We start from the raw sequence: 23,531 nt of genomic DNA, 5'->3' as shown, positions 1-23,531 counted from the left end.
GAATAGAATGTAGGGGCGAGATTATCCGCCCTCAAGATTAACTCCGACAGGAGAGCTAAGGTGAAAGACTTACTTAAGTTTCTGAAGCAACAAAATAAGACCGAAGAATTCGATGCAATTCGCATTGGTCTTGCTTCACCAGACATGGTTCGTTCATGGTCATACGGTGAAGTAAAGAAACCTGAGACTATTAACTACCGTACTTTCAAGCCTGAGCGCGATGGCTTATTCTGTGCCCGTATTTTCGGTCCAGTGAAAGATTATGAGTGTTTATGTGGTAAATATAAACGCCTTAAACACCGTGGTGTGATCTGTGAAAAGTGTGGCGTTGAAGTAACACTGACTAAAGTGCGTCGTGACAGAATGGGTCACATCGACTTGGCAAGCCCAGTTGCGCATATTTGGTTCTTAAAATCATTGCCGTCACGTATCGGCTTAATGCTTGATATGACGCTTCGTGATATTGAACGTGTTCTTTACTTCGAATCATTCGTAGTAACTGAGCCTGGTATGACAACGCTTGAGCGTGGTCAACTACTAGGTGAAGAAGAATACCTAGATGCACTTGAAGAGCATGGTGATGAATTTGAAGCGAAGATGGGTGCTGAAGCAGTATTAGACTTGCTTCGTGAACTTGATCTTGGCCAATTAATTGCTGAGATGCGTGAAGAGTTACCAACAATTAACTCTGAAACTAAGCGTAAGAAGATCACTAAACGTCTTAAATTAATGGAATCGTTCCACCAATCAGGTAACAACCCTGAGTGGATGATCATGACAGTACTTCCAGTATTGCCACCTGACTTACGTCCATTAGTACCACTAGACGGTGGTCGTTTTGCGACATCTGATCTAAATGACCTTTACCGTCGTGTTATTAACCGTAATAACCGTCTTAAGCGTCTACTAGATTTAGCAGCACCAGATATTATCGTACGCAACGAAAAACGTATGTTACAAGAAGCGGTAGATGCGCTACTTGATAACGGTCGTCGTGGTCGTGCAATTACAGGTTCTAACAAGCGTCCGCTTAAATCTCTTGCTGATATGATCAAGGGTAAGCAAGGTCGTTTCCGTCAGAACTTACTTGGTAAGCGTGTAGATTACTCAGGCCGTTCTGTAATCACGGTTGGTCCTACTCTTAAGCTTCACCAATGTGGTCTTCCTAAGAAGATGGCACTTGAGCTATTCAAACCATTCATCTATGGCAAATTAGAGCGTCGCGGCATGGCTACGACAATCAAAGCTGCTAAGAAAATGGTAGAGCGTGAAGTTCCGGAAGTATGGGATGTATTAGACGAAGTAATTCGTGAACACCCAGTATTACTTAACCGTGCACCAACACTTCACCGTTTGGGTATCCAAGCGTTTGAACCTGTGCTTATCGAAGGTAAAGCAATTCACTTGCACCCATTAGTATGTGCGGCTTACAACGCTGACTTCGATGGTGACCAAATGGCGGTACACGTACCGTTAACGATTGAAGCACAGCTTGAAGCACGTGCGTTAATGATGTCGACTAACAACATCTTATCGCCTGCTAATGGTGAGCCAATCATCGTTCCTTCACAGGACGTTGTATTAGGTCTTTACTACATGACGCGTGATCGCATTAATGCGAAAGGCGAAGGTACTGTATTTAAAGATCCAAAAGAAGCAGAAAAAGCATACCGTAGTGGCAATGCTGAACTTCACGCTCGCGTAAAAGTTCGTATTAGCCAATCAGTGAAGAACGAAAATGGTGTAGTAGAAGATACTATTACTATTATCGAGACTACTGTTGGTCGTGCAATTCTGTCGCTAATTTTACCTAAAGGTATGCCGTTTGAGTCAATCAACCAAGCATTAGGTAAAAAGCAGATTTCTAGCTTATTAAACGAGTGTTACCGTCGTCTAGGTCTAAAAGACACAGTTGTGTTTGCTGACCAAGTTATGTACACCGGTTTCCACTACGCAATGAAATCAGGTGTTTCAATTGGTATCGATGACTTAGTTATCCCACCAGTTAAAGCATCAATCATTGAAGCAGCAGAAGCTGAAGTAACTGAAATCAACCAACAATTCCAATCAGGTCTTGTAACGGCTGGTGAAAAGTACAATAAAGTTATCGATATCTGGTCACGTGTAAATGAAAACTTATCACGTGAAATGATGGCCAACTTGTCAAAAGACACGGTTATCAATGCTAAAGGTGAAGAAGAAGAGCAACCGTCATTTAACTCAGTGTTTATGATGGCCGACTCAGGTGCTCGTGGTAGTGCCGCTCAGATCCGTCAGCTAGCAGGTATGCGTGGTCTAATGGCACGTCCAGATGGTTCAATCATCGAGACGCCAATCACGGCTAACTTCCGTGAAGGTCTAAATGTACTTCAGTACTTCATCTCAACGCACGGTGCGCGTAAAGGTCTTGCCGATACAGCACTGAAAACAGCGAACTCGGGTTACCTAACGCGTCGTCTAGTAGACGTTGCACAAGATTTGGTAATCAACGAAGACGATTGTGGAACAGAAGATGGCTTAACAATGAAACCGCTTATTGAAGGTGGTGACGTTGTAGAAGCACTTCGCGAACGTGTTCTTGGTCGTGTTGTTGCTGAAGATATCGTTATTCCAGGTACTAATACAGTACTTGTTGAACGTAATATCATGCTTGATGAAAAACTGTGTGACCTGTTAGAAGAGCACTCAGTTGATGAAGTTCGCGTACGCTCAGTTATCACATGTGATAACGACTTTGGTGTATGTGCTAAGTGTTATGGTCGTGACCTTGCACGTGGTCATATCATCAACGCGGGTGAATCAGTTGGTGTTATCGCGGCACAGTCAATCGGTGAGCCGGGTACACAGCTTACGATGCGTACATTCCACATCGGTGGTGCGGCATCAAGAGCGTCAGCAGAAAATAACGTACAAGTTAAAACTAACGGTACATTAAAACTGCACAACGCTAAATATGTATTAAATACAGACGGTAAGATTGTTATTACCTCACGTTCTACTGAGATCACTATCATTGATAGCTATGGTCGTGAAAAAGAGCGTTATAAAGTACCTTATGGTGCGGTATTAACAGTTCAAGATAATGCTGAAGTTCAAGGTAACGACATTGTTGCTACTTGGGACCCGCATAGTCACCCAATCGTTCTTGAGCATAAATCAAAAGTATCGTTCAGCGATATCGATGACTCGAATACAGAGACACAAACTGATGAATTAACCGGTTTAACTCGTATTGTTGTTAAAGATCTTGCTAAAGCGAATGCGAAAGAGCCTAAGCTTATCATTGAAAGTGAAGAGCGCGGCTTGCAAGAAACACGTCTTCCTTCATTCACTACGATTGAAGTAACAGATGGTGCGACTGCAAACCCTGGTGACGTGTTAGCACGTATCCCGCAAGAAGGTTCGAAAACTCGTGATATCACGGGTGGTCTACCACGCGTAGCCGACTTATTTGAAGCGCGTAAACCTAAAGAGCCAGCTATCTTAGCTGAGATCACAGGTACTATTAGCTTCGGTAAAGAGACTAAAGGTAAGAAGCGTTTAGTTATTACTCCACCAGAAGGCGATCATTACGAAGAAATGATTCCTAAGTGGCGTCAACTTAACGTGTTTGAAGGTGAGCAAGTGTCTAAAGGTGAAGTTATCGCCGATGGTCCTGAATCACCACATGACATCTTACGCCTACGTGGTGTGACTCATGTTGCTAACTACATTGTTAACGAAGTGCAAGAGGTTTACCGTTTGCAAGGCGTTAAGATCAATGACAAGCACATTGAAACAATTATCCGTCAGATGATCCGTAAATGTACCATCCTTGACGGCGGCCATAGTGAATTCTTAGCCGGTGAGCAAATTGAAGTGGCACGCGTTAATATCGCAAACCGCGACTTAGAAGCTCAAGGCAAGTTGCCTGCTAAGTATGAAATCCAATTAATGGGTATCACTAAAGCATCACTAGCCACAGAATCTTTCATCTCGGCAGCCTCGTTCCAGGAGACAACTCGTGTCCTAACAGAAGCCGCTGTAAATGGTAAGAGCGATGAACTTCGCGGTCTGAAAGAAAACGTAATTGTGGGTCGTTTGATCCCAGCCGGTACCGGTTTTGCGTATCATCAAGATCGTATGGCACGTCGTAAGCAAAGTTTAGTTGTTGAAGAGCAAACAGTAAGTGCAGAAGAGGCGACTCAAGCACTAACAGATGCTTTAAACGCTGATTTATCTGGAAATCAATAAACTTAATCTAATCAATAGATTAGATTTTAGCAAGGCAGATATCTACTGCCTTGCTAACGGTTTATGTTGACAGGTTAATCTTTGCTCATTAAAATTCCGCCACCCATTTACCTGCGCGTTTGTAACGAGCTTGTAAAAAGGGCGGATTTTTTTATTTTTTTCAGTAGTAATTTTAATTTCAGGAGCTATTTAAATGGCAACTATTAACCAGCTAGTGCGTAAGCCACGTCGTAGCAAGGTTACTAAAAGTAACTCAGCTGCGCTTAAAGCGTGTCCGCAAAAGCGTGGTGTATGTACTCGCGTATATACAACTACACCTAAGAAACCAAACTCGGCGTTACGTAAAGTAGCTCGTGTACGTTTAACTAACGGTTTCGAAGTAACATCATACATCGGTGGTGAAGGTCATAACCTTCAAGAGCACAGTGTAATCCTAATCCGTGGTGGTCGTGTTAAAGATTTACCAGGTGTGCGTTTCCACACTGTACGTGGTGCACTTGACTGTGCAGGCGTAAGCGACCGTCGTCAAGCTCGTTCTAAATACGGTGCAAAACGCCCTAAGGGCTAATTGTATTCCGTTAGTAAGGCCAAGCACTAAATATTATTAATTATTGTTTTGGGTTATTGCCTCGAAAGAGCAAACCTGAATAAACCGGAGATACAAAATGCCTAGAAGACGCGTAATAGGTCAACGTAAAATTCTTCCAGATCCTAAGTTCGGATCGGAACTTCTTGCAAAATTCGTTAACATCGTAATGTTAGACGGCAAGAAATCTACTGCTGAAAAAATCGTTTACGGTGCGCTAGATGTGGCTGCTGAGAAATCAGGCAAATCGCACCTTGAAATCTTTGAGTCTGCACTTGATAACATCCGTCCACAGGTAGAGGTTAAATCTCGCCGTGTTGGTGGTTCAACTTATCAAGTACCAGTTGAAGTACGTCCAGTACGTCGCAACGCATTAGGTATGCGTTGGTTAGTAGACGCTGCACGTAAGCGTGGCGAAAAATCTATGGGCTTACGTTTAGCTCAAGAAATCGTTGACGCTGCTGATAACAAAGGCACTGCGGTTAAGAAACGTGAAGACGTTCACCGTATGGCTGAAGCGAATAAAGCATTCGCTCATTACCGTTGGTAATCTGCCCTTAACCTTTAAGAGGATCATATGGCACGTACAACTCCACTTGAGCGCTATCGTAATATCGGTATTGTTGCTCACGTAGATGCAGGCAAAACCACCACAACAGAACGTGTTCTGTTCTACACGGGTCTTTCTCATAAGATCGGTGAAGTACATGATGGCGCCGCAACTATGGATTGGATGGAGCAGGAACAAGAGCGTGGTATCACAATCACTTCTGCTGCAACAACGTGTTTCTGGAAAGGGATGGACGCGCAATTTGACGACCATCGTATCAATATCATTGATACTCCAGGACACGTAGATTTCACTATCGAAGTAGAACGTTCTTTACGTGTACTTGATGGTGCGGTAGTTGTTCTTTGTGCTTCATCAGGTGTACAGCCACAAACTGAGACAGTTTGGCGTCAAGCGAACAAATACGAAGTTCCGAGAATGATCTTCGTAAACAAAATGGATCGCACGGGCGCTGACTTCTTAACGGTTGTTAGCCAGGTGAAATCTCGTCTTGGAGCAACGCCTGTTCCAATTCAGCTGCCAGTTGGCGCTGAAGACGACTTTAAAGGTGTAATTGACCTTATAAAAATGAAAGTGATTAACTGGAATTCTGAAGACCAGGGCATGACTTTCTCTTATGAGGCAATACCGGCAGACCTTCAAGAGCTCGCTGAAGAGTGGCACTCTCACTTAGTTGAAAGTGCTGCTGAGGCCTCTGAAGAACTAATGGATAAGTATTTGGAAGGTGAAGACCTGAGCGAAGCTGAAATTAAAGCAGCTTTGCGTCAGCGTACATTAGCAAACGAAATCGTCCCAATGACTTGTGGTAGTGCATTTAAAAATAAAGGTGTTCAAGCTGTGCTTGATGGCGTTATTGAATATATGCCTGCGCCAACACAAGTGAAACAAATTCAAGGTATTCTTGAAGATGGTACTGAGGAAGAACGTCCAGCTGATGACAACGCACCGTTTGCTGCACTTGCTTTTAAGATTGCAACAGATCCGTTCGTTGGTACTTTAACCTTTTTCCGTGTTTACTCTGGTACTGTTAAACAGGGTGATGCGGTTTACAACCCAGTAAAAAGTAAGCGTGAGCGCCTTGGTCGTATCGTTCAGATGCATTCAAACTCACGTGAAGAGATCAAAGAAGTCCACGCAGGCGACATCGCGGCGGCTATTGGTCTTAAAGACGTAACAACAGGTGAAACACTGTGTGATCCGAATTCTAAAATTACGCTTGAGCGTATGGAATTCCCAGAACCAGTAATCTCTGTTGCGGTTGAGCCTCGCACAATCGCTGACCAGGACAAGATGGCTATCGCACTAGGTAAACTAGCGGCAGAAGATCCATCTTTCCGCGTACAAACTGATGATGAGTCAGGCCAGACTATAATATCTGGTATGGGTGAACTTCACCTCGATATCATTGTCGACCGTATGAAACGTGAATTCAGTGTTGAATGTAACGTTGGTAAGCCGCAGGTTTCTTACCGTGAAGCTATCCGTGATACCGTTAAGGTAGAAGGAAAGTTCGTACGTCAATCAGGTGGTCGTGGTCAATATGGTCACGTCTGGCTTAAACTTGAACCGATGGATATTTCGGATGATGAAGCCCCAATTTACGAGTTCGTTAACGAAACCGTAGGTGGCTCAGTTCCTAAAGAATACATCCCTGCGGTAGACAAAGGCATCCAAGAGCAAATGGCTCAAGGTGTGCTGGCCGGCTACCCATTACTTGGCGTGAAAGCGACTTTATATGATGGTTCATTCCATGATGTTGATTCGAATGAAATGGCATTTAAAATAGCAGGTTCTTTGGCAATGAAGCAGGGCGCACTTGATGCAAACCCTGTACTTTTAGAGCCAATGATGAAGGTTGAAGTACTCACTCCTGAAGCAAACATGGGTGATGTAGTTGGCGACTTAAACCGTCGTCGCGGCATGATCGAAGGCATGGAAGAAGCACTAGGCGGACTTAAACAAGTTAACGCTTTAGTACCGCTCTCTGAAATGTTTGGTTATGCAACTGATCTGCGATCTGCAACACAAGGTCGTGCCTCATACTCTATGGAGTTTTTGAAGTACGCAGAAGCCGCAAAAAATGTTGCAGATAAAATAATTGCAGCTCGCACTTAAGTAATTTTTAGCTTGGTTTAGCTCAATAACGAGCTTAACCTTTAATTTCTTTATAGGAATTTTTTAAGATGGCAAAAGAAAAGTTTGAACGCGTAAAACCGCACGTAAACGTTGGTACAATCGGCCACGTTGACCACGGTAAAACAACCCTAACTGCAGCAATCACTAACGTACTTGCAAAAGTATACGGTGGTGTAGCTAAAGATTTCGCATCAATCGATAACGCTCCAGAAGAGCGCGAGCGTGGTATCACAATCTCAACTTCACACGTTGAGTACGATACACCTACTCGTCACTACGCACACGTAGATTGTCCTGGACACGCCGATTATGTTAAAAACATGATCACTGGTGCTGCTCAAATGGACGGCGCAATCTTAGTAGTAGCTGCGACTGATGGCCCTATGCCACAAACTCGTGAGCACATCCTACTTTCTCGTCAGGTTGGCGTTCCTTACATCATCGTATTCATGAACAAATGTGACATGGTTGATGACGAAGAGCTACTTGAGCTAGTAGAAATGGAAGTTCGTGAACTTCTTTCTGAATATGACTTCCCAGGTGATGACTTACCACTAATTCAAGGTTCTGCTCTTAAAGCACTTGAAGGCGAAAAGCAGTGGGAAGACAAGATCGTTGAGCTTGCAGAAGCACTAGATTCTTACATCCCAGAGCCAGAGCGTGACATCGATAAGCCATTCATCATGCCTATCGAAGATGTTTTCTCAATTCAAGGCCGTGGTACAGTTGTAACTGGTCGTGTTGAAGCTGGTATCATCAACGTGAATGACGAAGTTGAAATCGTTGGTATCAAAGAGACTACTAAGTCTACTTGTACTGGTGTTGAAATGTTCCGTAAGCTTCTTGACGAAGGTCGTGCTGGTGAGAACATTGGTGCACTTCTACGTGGTACTAAGCGTGAAGACGTTGAACGTGGTCAAGTACTAGCTAAGCCTGGTTCAATCAACCCACATACAACTTTCACTTCAGAAGTATACGTACTTTCTAAAGATGAAGGTGGTCGTCATACTCCTTTCTTCAAAGGTTACCGTCCACAGTTCTACTTCCGTACAACTGACGTAACTGGTGACGTACAGTTACCAGATGGCGTAGAAATGGTAATGCCTGGTGATAACGTTAAGATGACTGTAACTCTAATCGCACCAATCGCGATGGATGAAGGTCTTCGTTTCGCTATCCGTGAAGGTGGCCGTACTGTAGGTGCTGGTGTTGTAGCAACTATCGTAGAGTAATAGTTAGCCTAGCTAATTAATACTAAAAAAACCCGAGCTTTGTCTCGGGTTTTTTAATGTCTGTGATTTGAGCTGTCAGCCGTCAGGAAAGACAAGATTCTCTTGACACGTAGGTTAATATGAACAAAATTGATAGCTGATAGCTGATAGCTGATAGCTGATAGCTGATAGCTAAAACAAGAAAAGGGCCATGAGGCCCTTAGTGTTGCAGCAAGTAACACATTCTTCTTATAAGCTAAAGTCTACCGCGTAAGCGACGTATGCTTTGATATCACTGTCATCCATATCTGTATCTGAAAGGCCAAAGGTGAAACCATCTTTAGAGATTGAAATGCCATAATCAATAATGTCATCGTCACCAATAAAATCACCAGAATAGTGGCCTAGGTGTAACGCCATTTCAGTACCGTTACTACCAACTGTAAAACCATAGTCTGCTGTAAGGTATAAAGAGTCACCAAAGTCTGTACCATCACCGCTCGCAGCTGAACTTGCTAGTACTGAAGCTCCAAAGCTAAAGCCACCCATACTAATGCTACCGTAAATCTCAGAGAAGTCAGCGTCAGCGCCTGATGCAGCATCAGGATAAGCATAATAAATGAAGCCTACATCGTAGCTCATATTTTCATTTATATCACCGCCAAAACCTGCGTATAAATCAAGCTCATAGGTCATTTCATCAGCCCATGATGCATTTGAAGCCCAAGTACCAGCATAGAAGCCTGACTCGTTTGCGTAATCTATGCCACCAGACACAGCTGCATCACCACCAGTTTGTTCTTGTCCACGCCATAAGTAATTAGATGTTGCAGCTGCATTAGCTGTTACTTCAGCAAGTGCGGCAGTAGATGTAAGGCCCATTAATACAAGTGCACTTAATGCAACTGATTTTTTTAAATTTAGCATGTTTCGTATCCTGTTGTTATGTTGATTTTGGTTCACAATTATTAATGAGATTGCAGTCTCTGAGATTGTGAGGCCCATTTATTGTTGTCTAACAAAAGTAACTGCACTGCTTATGCCAAGTTCAATATAAAATTTAATATTTATGCATTAATTTTTAAAAAACAGATAGATAAGTTTATCAAGAGGGGAGGTGTGAAACTATTTGGATTAATAATGTGCACTTTAATAGTGCGTAAATATAGAAGGCTGCACAAGGATCATGCAGCCCTACATTAGTTAATTACTTGATACTTTAGCCGAATATAGTGCGCATAAGGCTAATAGTTTCATTAACGCCACGACCTTTTTGCACTTCGCTGATGATAGAGTCTCGCTTGGCCCTAATATGCTCAGGTATTTCATCGCTAGAAAGGGCGCGGTCAACTAAAATCTCAGCAGACTCTTTACCGCGGCGTACTGATTTAGTCGAAGTTGAAGCGCTGCGTTTAGGTTTATTTAGTAGCTTAATGTAATTTGAACTATCAGCGGTAGATTTGTCAGCATAATAAAAGAAGCATGGCAGTAAAGCTTTAATAGAAACAAGCTGCTGCTCTAGCTCATTGCTGCCCGTAGCCATCTTAAACCATGACATAGCATGTATCGTTTGTACTATATCTTGCCAATAGCGTTCAAAATCACGGTTATTCAGTTTTGTAATACCAAGGGCTGAGCAAAGCGCATCAAGTCGAGTATTATTAATTGGTGTGAAAATATCAGGACGTCGCATGGCTAATAGGCGAGTAGCGGGGGCTAATGTTGGTTTTTCATCACTGTCATTAAAAGCAAGTAAATATCCAACAACAAATTGTTGATAGTCAGCTTCACTTACTTCGCCTTCAAGCGGTATATTTACCAGTGCGTCATCAAATAGTCCCGGTAAATCAGCCATCATCTGATGAAAGCCTTTCGCGCTTTTAGTAGATGAAAACCACTCAACATCGAAATTATAAGTGCTTGGATCTAATGCTGCGGTGTGTTTACCACAAAAGGTAAGTAAATCCTCAGGGACCATTTCTCTTAACGGTTGTTCACGTAGGTTTGCAATATAATTTGTTAGTCGTAACTGCTCCTCTAAAGCGATGAGCTCCTTATGCTGCTCTACAAACATACTAACAACAGGCCAAGGTGCAACACGTAATGTTTTCAATTGTAAAAAGCTAATTGCAGATATTAGTAGGTCATGTAGCTTCTTTAAAATCGGTAATTGATTCGCTTCGAGTAAATCGTAGTTGATACGATCTTTACTAGCGCTAAGTAATTCGTAGCACCAACCTAAAAAGTCTTCAGGGTGATTTTCTATTTTTACCGCCATCAGGTTTAGACTGATTTCAGAAGCCTGTTTTAAAATATTTTGATAAATTTGACTTTCTTGTTCGCCTAACGCCATTTTTGAAGGTGAAATTAGCAATTTTTTCATGCCTGAGGATACTCCGCTTAGATACTTTTTCAGTTGTCTATTTTAGCGCAAATTAGCTAAAAGCGACAGGGCCGTGCATCATACCGAAGTATGCTGGGGATGCAATCAAGATAACGGTGAAAGTATCAAGATTGCGTTATTTTATTCAGTCAGTTTCATCAAGTGAAAAGAGACTTTCAACAGAGGTATTAAAAAATAGTGCTATCTTTAAAGCGATAATCACCGATGGTGTAAAGCGCGATGTTTCAACAGTGCTAACTGTTTTACGAGACACACTAATCGCGTCAGCGAGTTCTTGCTGCGAAAGCCCGGCTGCTTTTCGAAATTTTGCTATGTGATTTTGCACATTAACTCCTAATCACGATTTTGCCATAAAATTGAGACACCATACGCTAAACACATTACTGCTAGATAGAAGGTTGCCATCATACTGTGTGTTATATGTAAGGCGAAGTCATTCGACCCCAAATATACCGTACCCATAGTAATGAGGAGAGCTAATACCACATGCTTATACGCAATTGTGTCTATAGTGTTTAAGTATTCATCCTTGTAAGTAAGGTGGTATTTCATTTTTCGAGTGAAGCCTCCCCTAATTACAAACATAAAAAATGAGCCTAAAAAAGCACTGACTCCTAATACTAATAAAGGTGTAGATGCTTTATTCAACATGGGGTAAACACTTATAATAAGTAAAGTCACGGCCATAAAAATTGAAAACCATGCATTCTGACCCATAAATTTTTCTTCAGCTTTAATATCCTGATTCATAATATTCGTCCTGTTATTTGACATGATACCTATAGGTATCAATATAACCTCAGGGTATCATTTGATCAAGATTTTTTTGTAACCCAAAGGTATCAAGATGTTTCAGGACTGATTCAGATACAAGTTTGTACACTTTGGGAACTTACTTTTTTCTACTCTTTGCAATGATTTTCAGCCTAACTCCCGCTATGATAAGAACATTAAATGAACATTTGAAAGGACCATCATGAAAACCATCTTTAAAGTTATAGGTGTAATATTGATATTGCTGATTGCATTAATAGTTGCTGCACCATTTTTAATTCCTACTGATGCAATTTTTAATAAAGTATCAGAACAAGTTGAGCAAACAACTGGGCGAAGTTTAACTATTCAGGGTGATAAGTCACTCTCAGTGTTTCCTTCATTAAAGCTTGAGCTTAATGATGTACATTTTGCGAATATGCAAACAGGTTCACGCCCTGATATGGCTAGCATGCAACAGTTAGCAATTCATATTCCATGGTTTTCATTATTTGGTGGTGAATTTAAACTTGAAAAGTTCGTCATTAATGAGCCAAATATTCTGTTAGAGACAGATAAAAGCGGTAAAGCAAACTGGCAGCTTTTTGATGCCGTAGCAAAGCAGCCTGAAGCTTCACCTCAAAATAGTGAGGCTGTAAAACTACCTGAGAGTTTTGATATAGAGCTAGGTGAAGTGGCGATTTATGGTGGTTCCTTCACGTACTTAGATGGTAGAACTGGTGTCCAACAACAAATAAGCGATCTTGATCTAGCAATATTATTACCTTCATTACGCATGGAGCTTGAAATAAAAGGTGCTATTACATATATGCAAGAGCGTTTTGAGCTTGATGTAAAAGTAGATACACCCGCTAAAGTAATAGAAGGTAATACCTTTAATGTGACGAAGGTTTTATCGTCGCGTCTAGTAGATGTCGACTTTAAAGGTTCGATTGCTAAACAAGGGCAAGATATTCAAGGCCAACTATCACTTAGTGGCGATTCAGTTAAAAGTATTGCGAACTGGCAAGGCATAGAACTAAATGCAAAAGAGAATGCGTTCAATGCTTTTAATGTGAAAGGTAAAATGCACTTGCAGGGCGAAAAGTTCACTTTAACTGAGTTGCTAGCTACACTTGATGCATTACAGATCAAAGGTAGTAGTGATATCAACCTAGGTAAGCGTTTAGCTGTAAACGCAGATATCGACTTAGGTATGCTTGATTTAAATCCATATTTACCAGAAGTAGTGGCTAAAAATGAAGATGAGGTTGAGCCAGCTGCTGATGCACCTGCGCAACCTATAGTGTGGGATGATACAAAACTTGATATGAGTGGATTAAATTCACTTGATGCAAATATAGTTATCCGTTCAAGTGGGCTTAAAGCGAACGATATAACGCTGGGAGCTAACCAGTTTACAGTGAACCTTAAAGATGCAGTAGCGAATCTAAGTCTTGATAAATTTGCTGCTTATGAAGGTAATGGTAAAGGTAAGGTAACGATAAATGCAAAACAAACCCCATATAAAATAACGACCGACTTTTCTTTAGATGCAATCGATGCACAACCTCTGCTAACTGATGCTGCAGGCTTTGATAAGCTAATGGGTAAGGGATCACTAAATTGGGATTTAACCACAAGTGGCTATAGTCAAAAAAGCTTCATCAATGCATTACAAGGAAAGCTAGCATTTGAGTTTGCAGATGGCGCAGTGAAAGGTGCAAATATTGCTGAGATGGTTCGTAAAGGTAAAGAGTTGATAAAAGGTAATCTAGGTGCTGTGTCAGAAGGACTTGATACTGGTTTTGATAATTCAGAGCAAACAGATTTCTCAGCCTTAACAGGTAGCTTTAATTTTAGAAATGGGATTGGTAAAAACACGGACTTATCTATGTTAAGCCCATTAATTAGAATTAGTGGTGAAGGTGACGTTGATTTACCGATGACCACTGTTAATTATCGGTTAGTGACAGGAATTGTAGATTCACTTGAAGGGCAAGGCACAACAGATGATAGTACTGGTTTTAAAATCCCTATTAGAATCGAAGGCCCTTTTCATGATGTTGGTATCAGTCTAGATGTAAGTAAAGCGGCTGAAGACGAAGTGAAAGAAAAAGCAAAAGATAAAATTAAAGATAAATTAAAAGGCTTGTTTGGCTAATACAGCAATAATAAGCCGAATAAAAATCAATCAGGGTATAATTATGCCCTGATTGATTTATAAGCAGCTGTTAAACAGCAAATTATTATCTAGCGTTAAATTAACGAGCACTAGAATTATAAATTAATTAAAAAATAACCTACCACTACCCCCTCAATGCTGATACAATTGCCCGCCCTTAAGAGACAACTTAGTTGTTTTTTGATGGGTATTTAATCTAAATGTCTTGATTTTAAACGATTTAAGGCAAGTTGTAATAACTACACCGGAGGTCATTAACATGATCCAAATGCAAACTCAGCTGGAAGTTGCTGATAACAGCGGCGCTCGCAAAGTGCAGTGTATTAAAGTCTTAGGCGGTTCGCACCGTCGTTATGCAGCGATTGGTGACATCATTAAAGTTTCTGTAAAAGAAGCGATTCCTCGCGGTAAAGTGAAGAAAGGTGATGTTAAAAACGCGGTAGTTGTGCGTACTAAGAAAGGCGTTCGTCGTCCTGACGGTTCTTTGATCCGTTTCGACAGCAATGCGGCTGTTATCTTAAATGATAACTTGCAGCCAATTGGTACACGTATTTTCGGCCCTGTGACTCGTGAGCTTCGTAATGACAAGTTCATGAAAATCGTTTCACTAGCCCCAGAAGTACTGTAAGGAGTCAATCATGGCAGCAAAAATCCGTCGTGATGACGAAGTAATCGTTCTAGCAGGTAAAGACAAAGGTAAGCGCGGCAAAGTGCTTTCAGTTGTTACCGAGTCTGGTCGAGTATTTGTCGAAGGCATAAACTTAATCAAGAAACACCAAAAGCCGGTTCCACAATTGAACCAAGCTGGCGGCATTGTTGAAAAAGAAGCGTCTATCGACGTATCAAACGTTGCGATCTTCAACTCGGAAACGAGTAAAGCAGATCGTGTAGGTTTCAAGATTGAAGATGGTAAGAAATTACGTATCTTTAAATCTACTGGTAAAACTATCTAATAGTTGGAGTAGAATGATGGCGAAACTGCATGAAGTATATAAAGACAAAGTAGTTGCTGAGCTTCAAGAGAAGTTTGGTTTCAGCTCTGTCATGCAAGTCCCTCAGATCGAAAAGATCACATTAAATATGGGCGTGGGCGAAGCCCTAGCTGACAAGAAAATTTTAGATAACGCTGTTGCGGATCTAGAAGCTATCTCTGGTCAGAAACCTTTAATCACTAAAGCACGCAAATCTGTTGCTGGCTTTAAAGTGCGTGAAGGCTACCCAATTGGCTGTAAAGTAACCTTACGCGGCGAGCGTATGTGGGACTTTTTTGAGCGTTTGGTTTCAATCGCTATCCCACGTATCCGTGACTTCCGTGGTGTAAGTGCTAAGTCTTTCGATGGACGTGGTAACTACAGCATGGGCGTACGTGAACAAATCATCTTCCCAGAAATTGATTATGATAAAGTAGACCGTGTACGCGGTATGGATATCACAATCACTACATCTGCGAAAACAGATGAGGAAGGCCGTGCGTTGTTAGAAGCGTTTAACTTCCCATTCAAGAAATAAGGGTAGGGTTATGGCAAAGAATTCTATGAAAGCGCGCGAAGCAAAGCGCACAAAATTAGTTGCTCAGTACGCTGAAAAGCGCGCAGCACTAAAAGCTATCATCAGCGATGTGAAAACATCTGACGATGATCGTTGGGACGCGGTACTTAAGCTACAAGCTTTACCACGTGATTCTAGCCCTGCACGTCAACGTAATCGTTGTAACATTACGGGCCGCCCACATGGTTACCTTCGCAAATTCGGCATGAGCCGTATTAAAGTTCGCGAAGCAGCTATGCGCGGTGAAATTCCTGGCCTTAAAAAGGCTAGCTGGTAATAGAATCACGGGAGTAAGACTATGAGCTTGCAAGATCCTATCGCGGATTTGTTCACACGTATCCGTAACGGTCAATCAGCGAAGAAAGTATCTGTAACGATGCCAACTTCAAAGCTGAAAGTAGCGGTAGCTAAAGTATTAAAAGACGAAGGTTACATCACTGATTTCGCAGTAAACGGCGATGTTAAACCTGAGCTTTCTATCGAGTTGAAATACTTCGAAGGCAAAGCTGTTATTGAAAACATCCAGCGTGTTAGCCGCCCTGGTCTACGTATCTATAAGAGACGTGACGAATTACCTAAGGTAATGGGTGGTCTAGGTATCGCTATCGTATCAACTTCTAAAGGCCTAATGACAGACCGCGCCGCACGTAGTGCTGGTGTTGGTGGTGAAATCATTGGTTTTGTAGCTTAATCGGAGGGGAACTATGTCTCGCATAGCAAAGGCACCAATAAACGTTCCTGCCGGTGTAGAAGTTACATTAAAAGGCCAGGAAATCACAGTTAAAGGCAAAAACGGTGAATTAACACGTACTATCAACTCAGCTGTTGAAGTACAAGTTAATGATAACGTTATTACAACTTTACCTCGTGAAGGCGTAGCCAATGCATGGGCACAAGCAGGTACTGCTCGCGCTCTTATCAATAACATGGTTGTTGGTACGCATACAGGTTACGAGAAGAAACTTCAGTTAGTAGGCGTTGGTTATCGTGCAGCAGCTAAGGGTAAAACATTAGATTTAACTCTTGGTTTCTCGCACCCAGTTAATTTCGCAGTTCCTGAAGGAATTACGATTGAAACTCCAAGCCAAACAGAAGTTCTAGTTAAGGGCGTAGACAAGCAGTTAGTTGGTCAAACAGCTGCTAACATTCGTGCATACCGTAAACCAGAGCCTTATAAAGGTAAAGGTGTTCGTTACGCAGATGAGAATGTACGCCGTAAAGAGGCTAAGAAGAAGTAAGGTAAGACGATGGATAAAAAAACAGCTCGTCTACGTCGTGCTAAACGCACTCGTAGAAATTATATTGAACAAGGCACAACGCGTCTTGTTATCCACCGCACGCCACGTCACATTTACGCTCAAGTAGTTAATGCTGAGGGTAGTGTACTGGCTGCTGCTTCTACTGTTGAGAAAGCTATTAGCGAAACAGTTAAAGGCACAGGCAACATTGCAGCTGCACAAGCAGTTGGCAAATTTGTTGCAGAACGTGCGGCTGACAAAGGCATCGAAAAGATTGCTTTTGATCGCAGTGGCTTTAAATATCACGGCCGTGTGAAGGCGCTAGCAGATGCTGCGCGTGAAGCCGGTTTGCAATTCTAGGAGTAGACAATGGCTAACGTAGAAGCAAAGCAACAACAGCCTGATTTAGCTGAAAAGCTAATCGCGGTAAACCGTGTGTCTAAAGTAGTTAAAGGTGGTCGTATCTTTAGCTTCACTGCACTAACAGTAGTTGGTGACGGCGCAGGTAAAGTAGGTTTCGGTTATGGTAAAGCTCGTGAAGTTCCAGCTGCTATTCAAAAAGCAATGGAAAAAGCACGTCGTAACATGATCAATGTAGACCTAAATGGCAACACATTACAGCACCCTGTTAAAGGGCGTCATGCTGGCTCACAAGTGTTCATGAAACCGGCATCTGAAGGTACTGGTATCATTGCAGGTGGCGCTATGCGTGCAGTACTTGAAGTGACTGGTGTGCAGAACGTACTTTCTAAATGTTACGGTTCTACTAACCCGATCAACGTTGTACGTGCAACGATCTCAGCTCTTGAGAATATGAATTCTCCTCAGTCGATCGCTGCTAAACGTGGTCTTCGAGTAGATGAGATTCTGGGGTAAACCATGGCTAATAAAACTGTAAAAGTAACACAAGTAAAGAGCTCTATCGGTCGTTTACCGAAGCATAAAGCTACATTACGCGGTCTTGGTTTACGTCGTATCAATCACACTGTTGAGTTAGAAGACACAGCATGTGTACGTGGTATGATCAACCGAGTTTCATACATGGTTAAGGTTGAGGGGTAATTCGAATGCATTTGAATACACTTTCTCCTGCTGCAGGATCAAAATCTGCTGGTAAACGTGTTGGTCGTGGTATCGGTTCTGGTCTTGGTAAGACTGGTGGCCGTGGTCACAAAGGTCAAAAATCACGTTCTGGCGGTAAAGTACGCGTTGGTTTTGAAGGCGGTCAAATGCCTATGCAACGTCGTCTACCTAAGTTCGGTTTCACTTCTCGCAAATCTTTAGTATCTGCAGAAATTAACCTATACGAAATCGCTAAAGTTGAAGGCGATGTGGTAGACCTAGGTACGTTACAAGCAGCTGGTCTAGTTAAAAAGAACGTTCAGTTCGTTAAAGTTGTTAAATCTGGCGAAGTTTCACGCGCAGTTACCGTTAAAGGCCTTAAGGCTTCTAAAGGTGCTCGCGAGGCTATCGAAGCTGCCGGAGGCAAGGTAGAAGACTAAGGAAGTACTAATGGCTAAACCAGGTCAAGATATGCAAAGTGCACAAGGTGGACTTTCGGAATTGAAACGTCGATTACTATTCGTATTGGGCGCTATCATTATTTACCGTCTAGGTTCATTTGTGCCGATCCCTGGGATTGACGCCGCTGTACTTGCCGATTTCTTCGAGCAACAAAAGGGCACCATTGTTGAAATGTTTAACATGTTCAGCGGTGGTGCACTTGAGCGAGCTTCAGTGTTAGCACTGGGTATTATGCCTTACATTACAGCTTCGATTATTACGCAACTATTAACGCATATGTATCCGCCGTTTATAGAGCTTAAGAAAGAAGGTGAACAAGGGCGTAAGAAAATTAGCCAGTACACACGCTATGGCACGCTTTTGCTTGCTACTATCCAATCAATCGGTATTGCTACAAGCTTACCGGGCATGATGGACGGGTTAGTTGTTAACCCAGGTTTAGGTTTCTATTTCACCGCTGTGGTGAGTTTAGTAACTGGTACTATGTTCCTTATGTGGTTGGGCGAGCAAATTACTGAGCGCGGTATCGGTAACGGTATCTCTGTTCTAATATTTGTTGGTATAGTAGCAAACTTGCCGTCTGCTATTGGTTCGACAGCCGAAATGGCGCGCCAAGGTGATCTGAATATTCTAGTATTGTTGATGGTTGCTGTAATTGTATTCGCTGTAACTTATCTTGTAGTATTCTTTGAACGTGGTCAACGACGTATCGTTGTTAACTACGCAAAGCGTCAGCAAGGTCGTCAAGTATTTGCTGCTCAAAGCACGCATTTACCACTAAAAGTTAATATGGCGGGTGTTATTCCACCAATCTTTGCTAGCAGTATTATTCTGTTCCCTGGTACTATTGCCAGCTGGTTCGGCCAGGGTGAAGGTCCGGTCGCTGATGTGCTACAAGCCATTGCTACAACGTTGACTCCAGGTCAACCTTTGTATGCATTAGTTTTAGCTGCGGCTATAATCTTCTTCTGCTTTTTCTATACAGCGTTGGTGTTTAACCCGCGTGAAACAGCAGATAACCTGAAAAAATCTGGCGCATTTATCCCAGGTATTCGTCCAGGTGAGCAGACATCGAAATACATTGATAAAGTGATGACACGCCTGACATTGGCAGGTGCTTTGTATATAACCTTTATCTGTCTGGTGCCCGAATTCATGACCATGGCATGGCAAACGCCATTCTACTTCGGCGGTACATCAATTTTGATTATCGTTGTTGTGATCATGGACTTTATGGCACAAGTACAGACTCATATGATGTCACATCAATATGATTCTGTGCTGAAAAAAGCGAACCTTAAAGGCTACGGTCGATAAGGTCAGTTTACGGAGTTGAGCAATGAAAGTACGTGCTTCCGTTAAGAAAATATGCCGTAACTGTAAAGTTATTAAACGTGCCGGTGTTGTACGTGTAATTTGCAGTGAGCCAAAGCATAAGCAAAGGCAAGGCTAATTAAATAAGTCGTGCAGGCTGAGATTTCTTGGCCTGTGTTTTCAATTGTGATTTGGTCTTCGTTTGAGTATCCTTACGGGCTCTTCAAACAGATGATAACCAAATTCAAATATAGGAGATGTGTTAGTGGCCCGTATCGCTGGCATTAACGTCCCTGATCATAAACATGCAGTTATTGGTTTAACAGCTATTTATGGCATAGGTAAGACTCGCTCTAAGGCTATCTTAGTAGCGACTGGTATCGCCGAGACCACAAAAATCGGTGAACTTTCAGACGAAACACTTGACGTACTTCGTGAAGAAGTTGGCAAGTACACTGTAGAAGGTGATCTTCGTCGTGAAGTTACTTTGAATATCAAGCGCCTTATGGACCTTGGTTGTTTCCGTGGCCTACGTCACCGTCGCTCTTTACCACTACGTGGTCAAAGAACTAAGACTAACGCGCGTACCCGTAAGGGTCCTCGTAAGCCTATTAAGCGATAAGGGGATAGTATTATGGCTAAGACACCAATTCGTCGTAAAAAGGTTAAAAAGCAAGTTGCTGATGGTATGGCTCATGTTCATGCTTCTTTCAACAACACTATTGTTACAATTACCGACCGTCAAGGTAATGCACTATCATGGGCTACTGCCGGTGGTTCAGGTTTCCGTGGTTCACGTAAATCTACACCATTCGCTGCTCAGGTTGCTGCAGAGCGTGCAGGTACTGCTGCTCAAGAATACGGTTTAAAAAATCTAGAAGTTTTCATCAAAGGTCCAGGTCCAGGTCGTGAATCTGCTGTACGTGCTTTGAATGCTGCTGGTTACCGTATCACCAACATCACTGACGTGACGCCAATACCACATAATGGTTGTCGTCCACCGAAGAAACGTCGCGTTTAACAATAGGTTAGGAGAAATAACATGGCAAGATATTTGGGCCCTAAGCTCAAGCTGAGTCGTCGTGAAGGTACTGACCTGTTCCTTAAGAGCGGCGTAAGAGCTATCGACTCTAAGTGTAAACTTGAGACTGCACCTGGTCAGCACGGCGCTCGTAAAGGTCGCTTATCTGATTACGGTTTACAATTACGTGAAAAGCAAAAAGTTCGTCGTATGTACGGTGTACTTGAAAAGCAATTCAGTAACTACTACAAAGAAGCTGCTCGCCTTAAAGGCAACACAGGTGAAAACTTGTTACAGCTTTTAGAGCAACGTTTAGACAATGTTGTATACCGCATGGGTTTTGCAAGCACACGTGCTGAAGCACGTCAGTTAGTAAGCCACAAAGCGGTTTTAGTTAATGGTCGTGTTGTGAACATTCCTTCATTCGTAATTACTCCAGAAGATGTAGTAGTTATTCGTGAAAAGTCTAAGACACAAGCGCGTATCATCGCTGCTCTAGAACTAGCCGAGCAACGTGAAAAGCCGACTTGGGTTGAAGTTGACGGTAAGAAAATGGAAGGTAATTTCAAACGCCTACCTGAGCGTTCAGACCTGTCTGCGGACATTAATGAACAACTAATCGTCGAACTTTACTCTAAGTAAAGTTAAGAGTTAAGAGAGGATAAAATGCAGGGTTCTGTTACAGAATTTCTAAAACCAAGGTTAGTCGATATCGACGCTATCAACCCAACACGTTCTAAAGTTGTTTTAGAACCATTAGAGCGTGGCTTTGGCCACACGTTGGGAAATGCCTTACGCCGTATACTTCTTTCGTCTATGCCTGGATGTGCAGTAACCGAAGTTGAAATCGACGGTGTGTTGCATGAATACAGCGCGAAAGAAGGCGTACAAGAAGACATCATTGAAATTCTGTTAAATCTTAAAGGTCTAGCAGTAACTTTAGAAGGTAAAGATGAAGTTTTTCTGACCCTGACTAAGTCTGGTGTAGGCCCTGTGACTGCGGCAGATATTCAGCACGATGGCGATGTAACAATTGCTAACCCAGATCACGTTATTTGTCACTTAACGACAGATAGCAGCGATATCAGCATGCGTATTCGTGTTGAACGCGGTCGCGGTTATGTGCCGGCGTCTAGCCGTTTATCCTCTGATGACGATGAGCGTCCAATTGGTCGATTGTTGCTTGATGCATCATTTAGCCCAGTTGAACGTATTGCGTACTCGGTTGAATCAGCACGTGTTGAACAACGTACAGACTTAGACAAGTTAATCATTGATATGGAAACAAACGGCACTTTAGATCCTGAAGAAGCGATCCGCCGTGCGTCTACTATCTTAGCTGAACAATTAGATGCATTCGTAGATTTACGTGATGTAACTGAACCAGAAGAGAAAGAAGAGAAGCCTGAATTCGATCCTATTCTACTTCGTCCAGTTGATGATCTTGAACTAACAGTGCGTTCTGCAAACTGTTTGAAAGCCGAGCAAATTCAATATATCGGTGATTTAGTTCAGCGCACAGAAGTTGAGCTTCTTAAAACGCCTAACTTAGGTAAGAAGTCTCTAACTGAAATTAAAGACGTGCTAGCTTCACGTGGTCTTTCTCTGGGCATGCGCCTAGAAAATTGGCCGCCTGCAAGCCTAGCTGAATAATCTAAATCACTATATTAGTTTAGTTAGAAGGATAGGGTCATGCGCCATCGTAAGAGTGGTCGTCAATTAAACCGTAACAGCAGCCATCGTAAAGCGATGTTCAGCAATATGGCAGGTTCTTTGGTGAAACACGAAATCATCAAAACTACTTTGCCTAAAGCGAAAGAGTTACGCCGTGTAATTGAACCTTTAATCACACTGGCTAAGACTGACAGTGTAGCAAATCGCCGTTTAGCGTTTGCTCGCACGCGTGATAATGAAGTAGTTGGTAAATTGTTCAGCGAAATCGGTCCTCGTAATGCGGATCGTCCAGGTGGTTACACTCGTATTCTTAAGTGTGGCTTCCGTGCTGGTGATAATGCACCAATGGCTTATATTGAACTAGTAGGTCGCACATCTGCAACCGAAGAAGTTCAAGAAGACGCGCAGTCTGCTGAGTAAGTCTTAAAGACACCAAAAAGCCGAGCTTATGCTCGGCTTTTTAATATCTAAAACTCCGTTATAAATCTATTCTTCTATTAGCTATCTATCTTTGAGTGTATCTTGCTTGGCAAATACTTATTTAACTGCTTTGCCAACTACTTACTAAAAAGCTTATTTGCTAACAAATCGCCACTCAAATAAAATACCCCAATTAGCGCTTACTCTATATAGATCCTGCTGTTGATCTTAGCTAATAAAGATCATTAATTTATATTCATTTCCTGAATCTACTGTTTAAATCACTTTTAATTGTCATTATCGCCTTAGATTAGCGCTATTTTCATGCGTTTCGTACAAATACCCAGCAAAAAGCCCTTTTTTTTAAGTTTTATTCAAAAAAGGGTTGATCTGTTTTCGGATCTCCCTATAATGCGACCCCACTGAGACGGCAGAGCAGGCAACGTTTAGCGAGCCAAGCAAGTCACTTAGTAAGTCGAGTAAAACTTGAGTTTAGATTTTCAAAAAGTTTAAAATTAAGTGTTGACAAAAAAATAGGAAAGCGTAATATGCGCAGCCCTAGCGAGATAAAGCAAAGCGCTTTAATCGCAACGTTCTTTAACAATATAAAGCAATCATCTGTGTGGGCACTCGTACAGATTGAGTTCTAACAGCTGAGCTTAACTTTCTTTTAGATAGCTAAGTAAGGCAAAAAATTTAGAGTCTCAATTGAA

Annotated in this window: 27 protein-coding genes; 23 read left to right on the top strand and 4 right to left on the bottom strand. The window is 42.2% G+C overall.

Going from position 1 to position 23,531, the window contains the following annotated elements:
• The first annotated feature begins 60 nt into the window (after positions 1-60).
• The 5 genes from rpoC (at position 61) to tuf (ending at position 8,758) form a co-directional block, all read left to right on the top strand.
• Positions 61-4,233 (top strand): DNA-directed RNA polymerase subunit beta', encoded by a 4,173-nt coding sequence (rpoC, locus tag B5G52_RS09930; protein WP_087532498.1) that lies wholly within the window; start codon positions 61-63, stop codon positions 4,231-4,233.
• 193 nt (positions 4,234-4,426) lie between these two features.
• Entirely contained in the window at positions 4,427-4,801 is a 375-nt protein-coding gene (gene rpsL / locus B5G52_RS09925; protein ID WP_002958885.1) for a 30S ribosomal protein S12, read from the top strand.
• 97 nt (positions 4,802-4,898) lie between these two features.
• Positions 4,899-5,369 carry a 30S ribosomal protein S7 gene (gene rpsG / locus B5G52_RS09920; RefSeq protein ID WP_004588211.1) on the top strand — a complete coding sequence of 157 codons (471 nt, stop codon included), beginning with the start codon at positions 4,899-4,901 and terminating at the stop codon, positions 5,367-5,369.
• A gap of 27 nt (positions 5,370-5,396) precedes the next feature.
• Entirely contained in the window at positions 5,397-7,505 is a 2,109-nt protein-coding gene (fusA, locus tag B5G52_RS09915; protein WP_087532497.1) for an elongation factor G, read from the top strand.
• Positions 7,506-7,573: 68 nt separating this feature from the next.
• Positions 7,574-8,758 (top strand): elongation factor Tu, encoded by a 1,185-nt coding sequence (tuf, locus tag B5G52_RS09910; protein ID WP_087532496.1) that lies wholly within the window; start codon positions 7,574-7,576, stop codon positions 8,756-8,758.
• A gap of 228 nt (positions 8,759-8,986) precedes the next feature.
• Here tuf and B5G52_RS09905 read toward each other — a convergent pair whose 3' ends face one another.
• The 4 genes from B5G52_RS09905 to B5G52_RS09890 form a co-directional block, all read right to left on the bottom strand.
• Positions 8,987-9,664, bottom strand: coding sequence for a TorF family putative porin (locus tag B5G52_RS09905; RefSeq protein WP_087532495.1), 678 nt, complete (start codon positions 9,662-9,664; stop codon positions 8,987-8,989).
• A gap of 292 nt (positions 9,665-9,956) precedes the next feature.
• Positions 9,957-11,120 (bottom strand): hypothetical protein, encoded by a 1,164-nt coding sequence (locus tag B5G52_RS09900; RefSeq protein WP_087532494.1) that lies wholly within the window; start codon positions 11,118-11,120, stop codon positions 9,957-9,959.
• A 145-nt stretch (positions 11,121-11,265) separates the two neighbouring features.
• Positions 11,266-11,466 carry a helix-turn-helix transcriptional regulator gene (locus tag B5G52_RS09895; RefSeq protein ID WP_087532493.1) on the bottom strand — a complete coding sequence of 67 codons (201 nt, stop codon included), beginning with the start codon at positions 11,464-11,466 and terminating at the stop codon, positions 11,266-11,268.
• A gap of 8 nt (positions 11,467-11,474) precedes the next feature.
• The gene (locus B5G52_RS09890) at positions 11,475-11,891 is read right to left on the bottom strand and encodes a hypothetical protein (protein ID WP_254911186.1); all 417 of its coding nucleotides are present in this window, start codon (positions 11,889-11,891) and stop codon (positions 11,475-11,477) included.
• Between the two features lie 226 nt (positions 11,892-12,117).
• On the opposite strand from B5G52_RS09890, the gene B5G52_RS09885 reads away from it, so the two are divergent.
• From B5G52_RS09885 to rplQ, 18 genes are all read left to right on the top strand, one after another.
• Complete coding sequence (locus B5G52_RS09885) at positions 12,118-14,058, top strand: AsmA family protein (RefSeq protein WP_087532492.1); 1,941 nt, start codon at positions 12,118-12,120, stop codon at positions 14,056-14,058.
• Between the two features lie 280 nt (positions 14,059-14,338).
• On the top strand, positions 14,339-14,707 hold the full coding sequence (gene rplN / locus B5G52_RS09880; protein WP_011329449.1) for a 50S ribosomal protein L14: 369 nt from the start codon (positions 14,339-14,341) through the stop codon (positions 14,705-14,707).
• A 10-nt stretch (positions 14,708-14,717) separates the two neighbouring features.
• Positions 14,718-15,032 carry a 50S ribosomal protein L24 gene (rplX, locus tag B5G52_RS09875; RefSeq protein ID WP_087532491.1) on the top strand — a complete coding sequence of 105 codons (315 nt, stop codon included), beginning with the start codon at positions 14,718-14,720 and terminating at the stop codon, positions 15,030-15,032.
• Positions 15,033-15,048: 16 nt separating this feature from the next.
• Positions 15,049-15,588 (top strand): 50S ribosomal protein L5, encoded by a 540-nt coding sequence (gene rplE / locus B5G52_RS09870; protein WP_036974030.1) that lies wholly within the window; start codon positions 15,049-15,051, stop codon positions 15,586-15,588.
• Positions 15,589-15,598: 10 nt separating this feature from the next.
• Positions 15,599-15,904 carry a 30S ribosomal protein S14 gene (gene rpsN, locus B5G52_RS09865; protein WP_016710196.1) on the top strand — a complete coding sequence of 102 codons (306 nt, stop codon included), beginning with the start codon at positions 15,599-15,601 and terminating at the stop codon, positions 15,902-15,904.
• A 21-nt stretch (positions 15,905-15,925) separates the two neighbouring features.
• A complete protein-coding gene (gene rpsH / locus B5G52_RS09860; protein ID WP_087532490.1) occupies positions 15,926-16,318 on the top strand; it encodes a 30S ribosomal protein S8 in 393 nt (130 codons plus the stop codon).
• A 13-nt stretch (positions 16,319-16,331) separates the two neighbouring features.
• Complete coding sequence (gene rplF, locus B5G52_RS09855; RefSeq protein ID WP_087532489.1) at positions 16,332-16,865, top strand: 50S ribosomal protein L6; 534 nt, start codon at positions 16,332-16,334, stop codon at positions 16,863-16,865.
• A 9-nt stretch (positions 16,866-16,874) separates the two neighbouring features.
• Positions 16,875-17,225 (top strand): 50S ribosomal protein L18, encoded by a 351-nt coding sequence (gene rplR / locus B5G52_RS09850; RefSeq protein ID WP_087532488.1) that lies wholly within the window; start codon positions 16,875-16,877, stop codon positions 17,223-17,225.
• A gap of 9 nt (positions 17,226-17,234) precedes the next feature.
• Positions 17,235-17,741, top strand: coding sequence for a 30S ribosomal protein S5 (gene rpsE, locus B5G52_RS09845; RefSeq protein WP_008115387.1), 507 nt, complete (start codon positions 17,235-17,237; stop codon positions 17,739-17,741).
• A gap of 3 nt (positions 17,742-17,744) precedes the next feature.
• On the top strand, positions 17,745-17,927 hold the full coding sequence (gene rpmD / locus B5G52_RS09840; RefSeq protein WP_004589203.1) for a 50S ribosomal protein L30: 183 nt from the start codon (positions 17,745-17,747) through the stop codon (positions 17,925-17,927).
• Positions 17,928-17,932: 5 nt separating this feature from the next.
• Positions 17,933-18,367 (top strand): 50S ribosomal protein L15, encoded by a 435-nt coding sequence (gene rplO / locus B5G52_RS09835; RefSeq protein ID WP_016710202.1) that lies wholly within the window; start codon positions 17,933-17,935, stop codon positions 18,365-18,367.
• A 10-nt stretch (positions 18,368-18,377) separates the two neighbouring features.
• Positions 18,378-19,706 carry a preprotein translocase subunit SecY gene (secY, locus tag B5G52_RS09830; RefSeq protein WP_087532487.1) on the top strand — a complete coding sequence of 443 codons (1,329 nt, stop codon included), beginning with the start codon at positions 18,378-18,380 and terminating at the stop codon, positions 19,704-19,706.
• A 22-nt stretch (positions 19,707-19,728) separates the two neighbouring features.
• Positions 19,729-19,842 (top strand): 50S ribosomal protein L36, encoded by a 114-nt coding sequence (rpmJ, locus tag B5G52_RS09825; protein WP_002959476.1) that lies wholly within the window; start codon positions 19,729-19,731, stop codon positions 19,840-19,842.
• A 126-nt stretch (positions 19,843-19,968) separates the two neighbouring features.
• Entirely contained in the window at positions 19,969-20,325 is a 357-nt protein-coding gene (rpsM, locus tag B5G52_RS09820) for a 30S ribosomal protein S13 (RefSeq protein ID WP_058562133.1), read from the top strand.
• Between the two features lie 12 nt (positions 20,326-20,337).
• Positions 20,338-20,724: a 30S ribosomal protein S11 gene (gene rpsK / locus B5G52_RS09815; protein ID WP_002959471.1), complete on the top strand. Its 387-nt coding sequence runs from the start codon at positions 20,338-20,340 to the stop codon at positions 20,722-20,724.
• 21 nt (positions 20,725-20,745) lie between these two features.
• Entirely contained in the window at positions 20,746-21,366 is a 621-nt protein-coding gene (rpsD, locus tag B5G52_RS09810) for a 30S ribosomal protein S4 (RefSeq protein WP_087532486.1), read from the top strand.
• A gap of 24 nt (positions 21,367-21,390) precedes the next feature.
• Positions 21,391-22,377 carry a DNA-directed RNA polymerase subunit alpha gene (gene rpoA, locus B5G52_RS09805; RefSeq protein ID WP_087532485.1) on the top strand — a complete coding sequence of 329 codons (987 nt, stop codon included), beginning with the start codon at positions 21,391-21,393 and terminating at the stop codon, positions 22,375-22,377.
• A gap of 39 nt (positions 22,378-22,416) precedes the next feature.
• Positions 22,417-22,818: a 50S ribosomal protein L17 gene (rplQ, locus tag B5G52_RS09800; RefSeq protein ID WP_058562136.1), complete on the top strand. Its 402-nt coding sequence runs from the start codon at positions 22,417-22,419 to the stop codon at positions 22,816-22,818.
• Positions 22,819-23,531 lie beyond the last annotated feature (713 nt).

Source organism: Pseudoalteromonas sp. A601 (assembly GCF_002165575.1).
Taxonomy (GTDB): Bacteria; Pseudomonadota; Gammaproteobacteria; order Enterobacterales; family Alteromonadaceae; genus Pseudoalteromonas.
The sequence above is the reverse complement of the archived record's forward strand: the minus strand, read 5'-3'. Positions and strand labels throughout refer to the sequence as shown.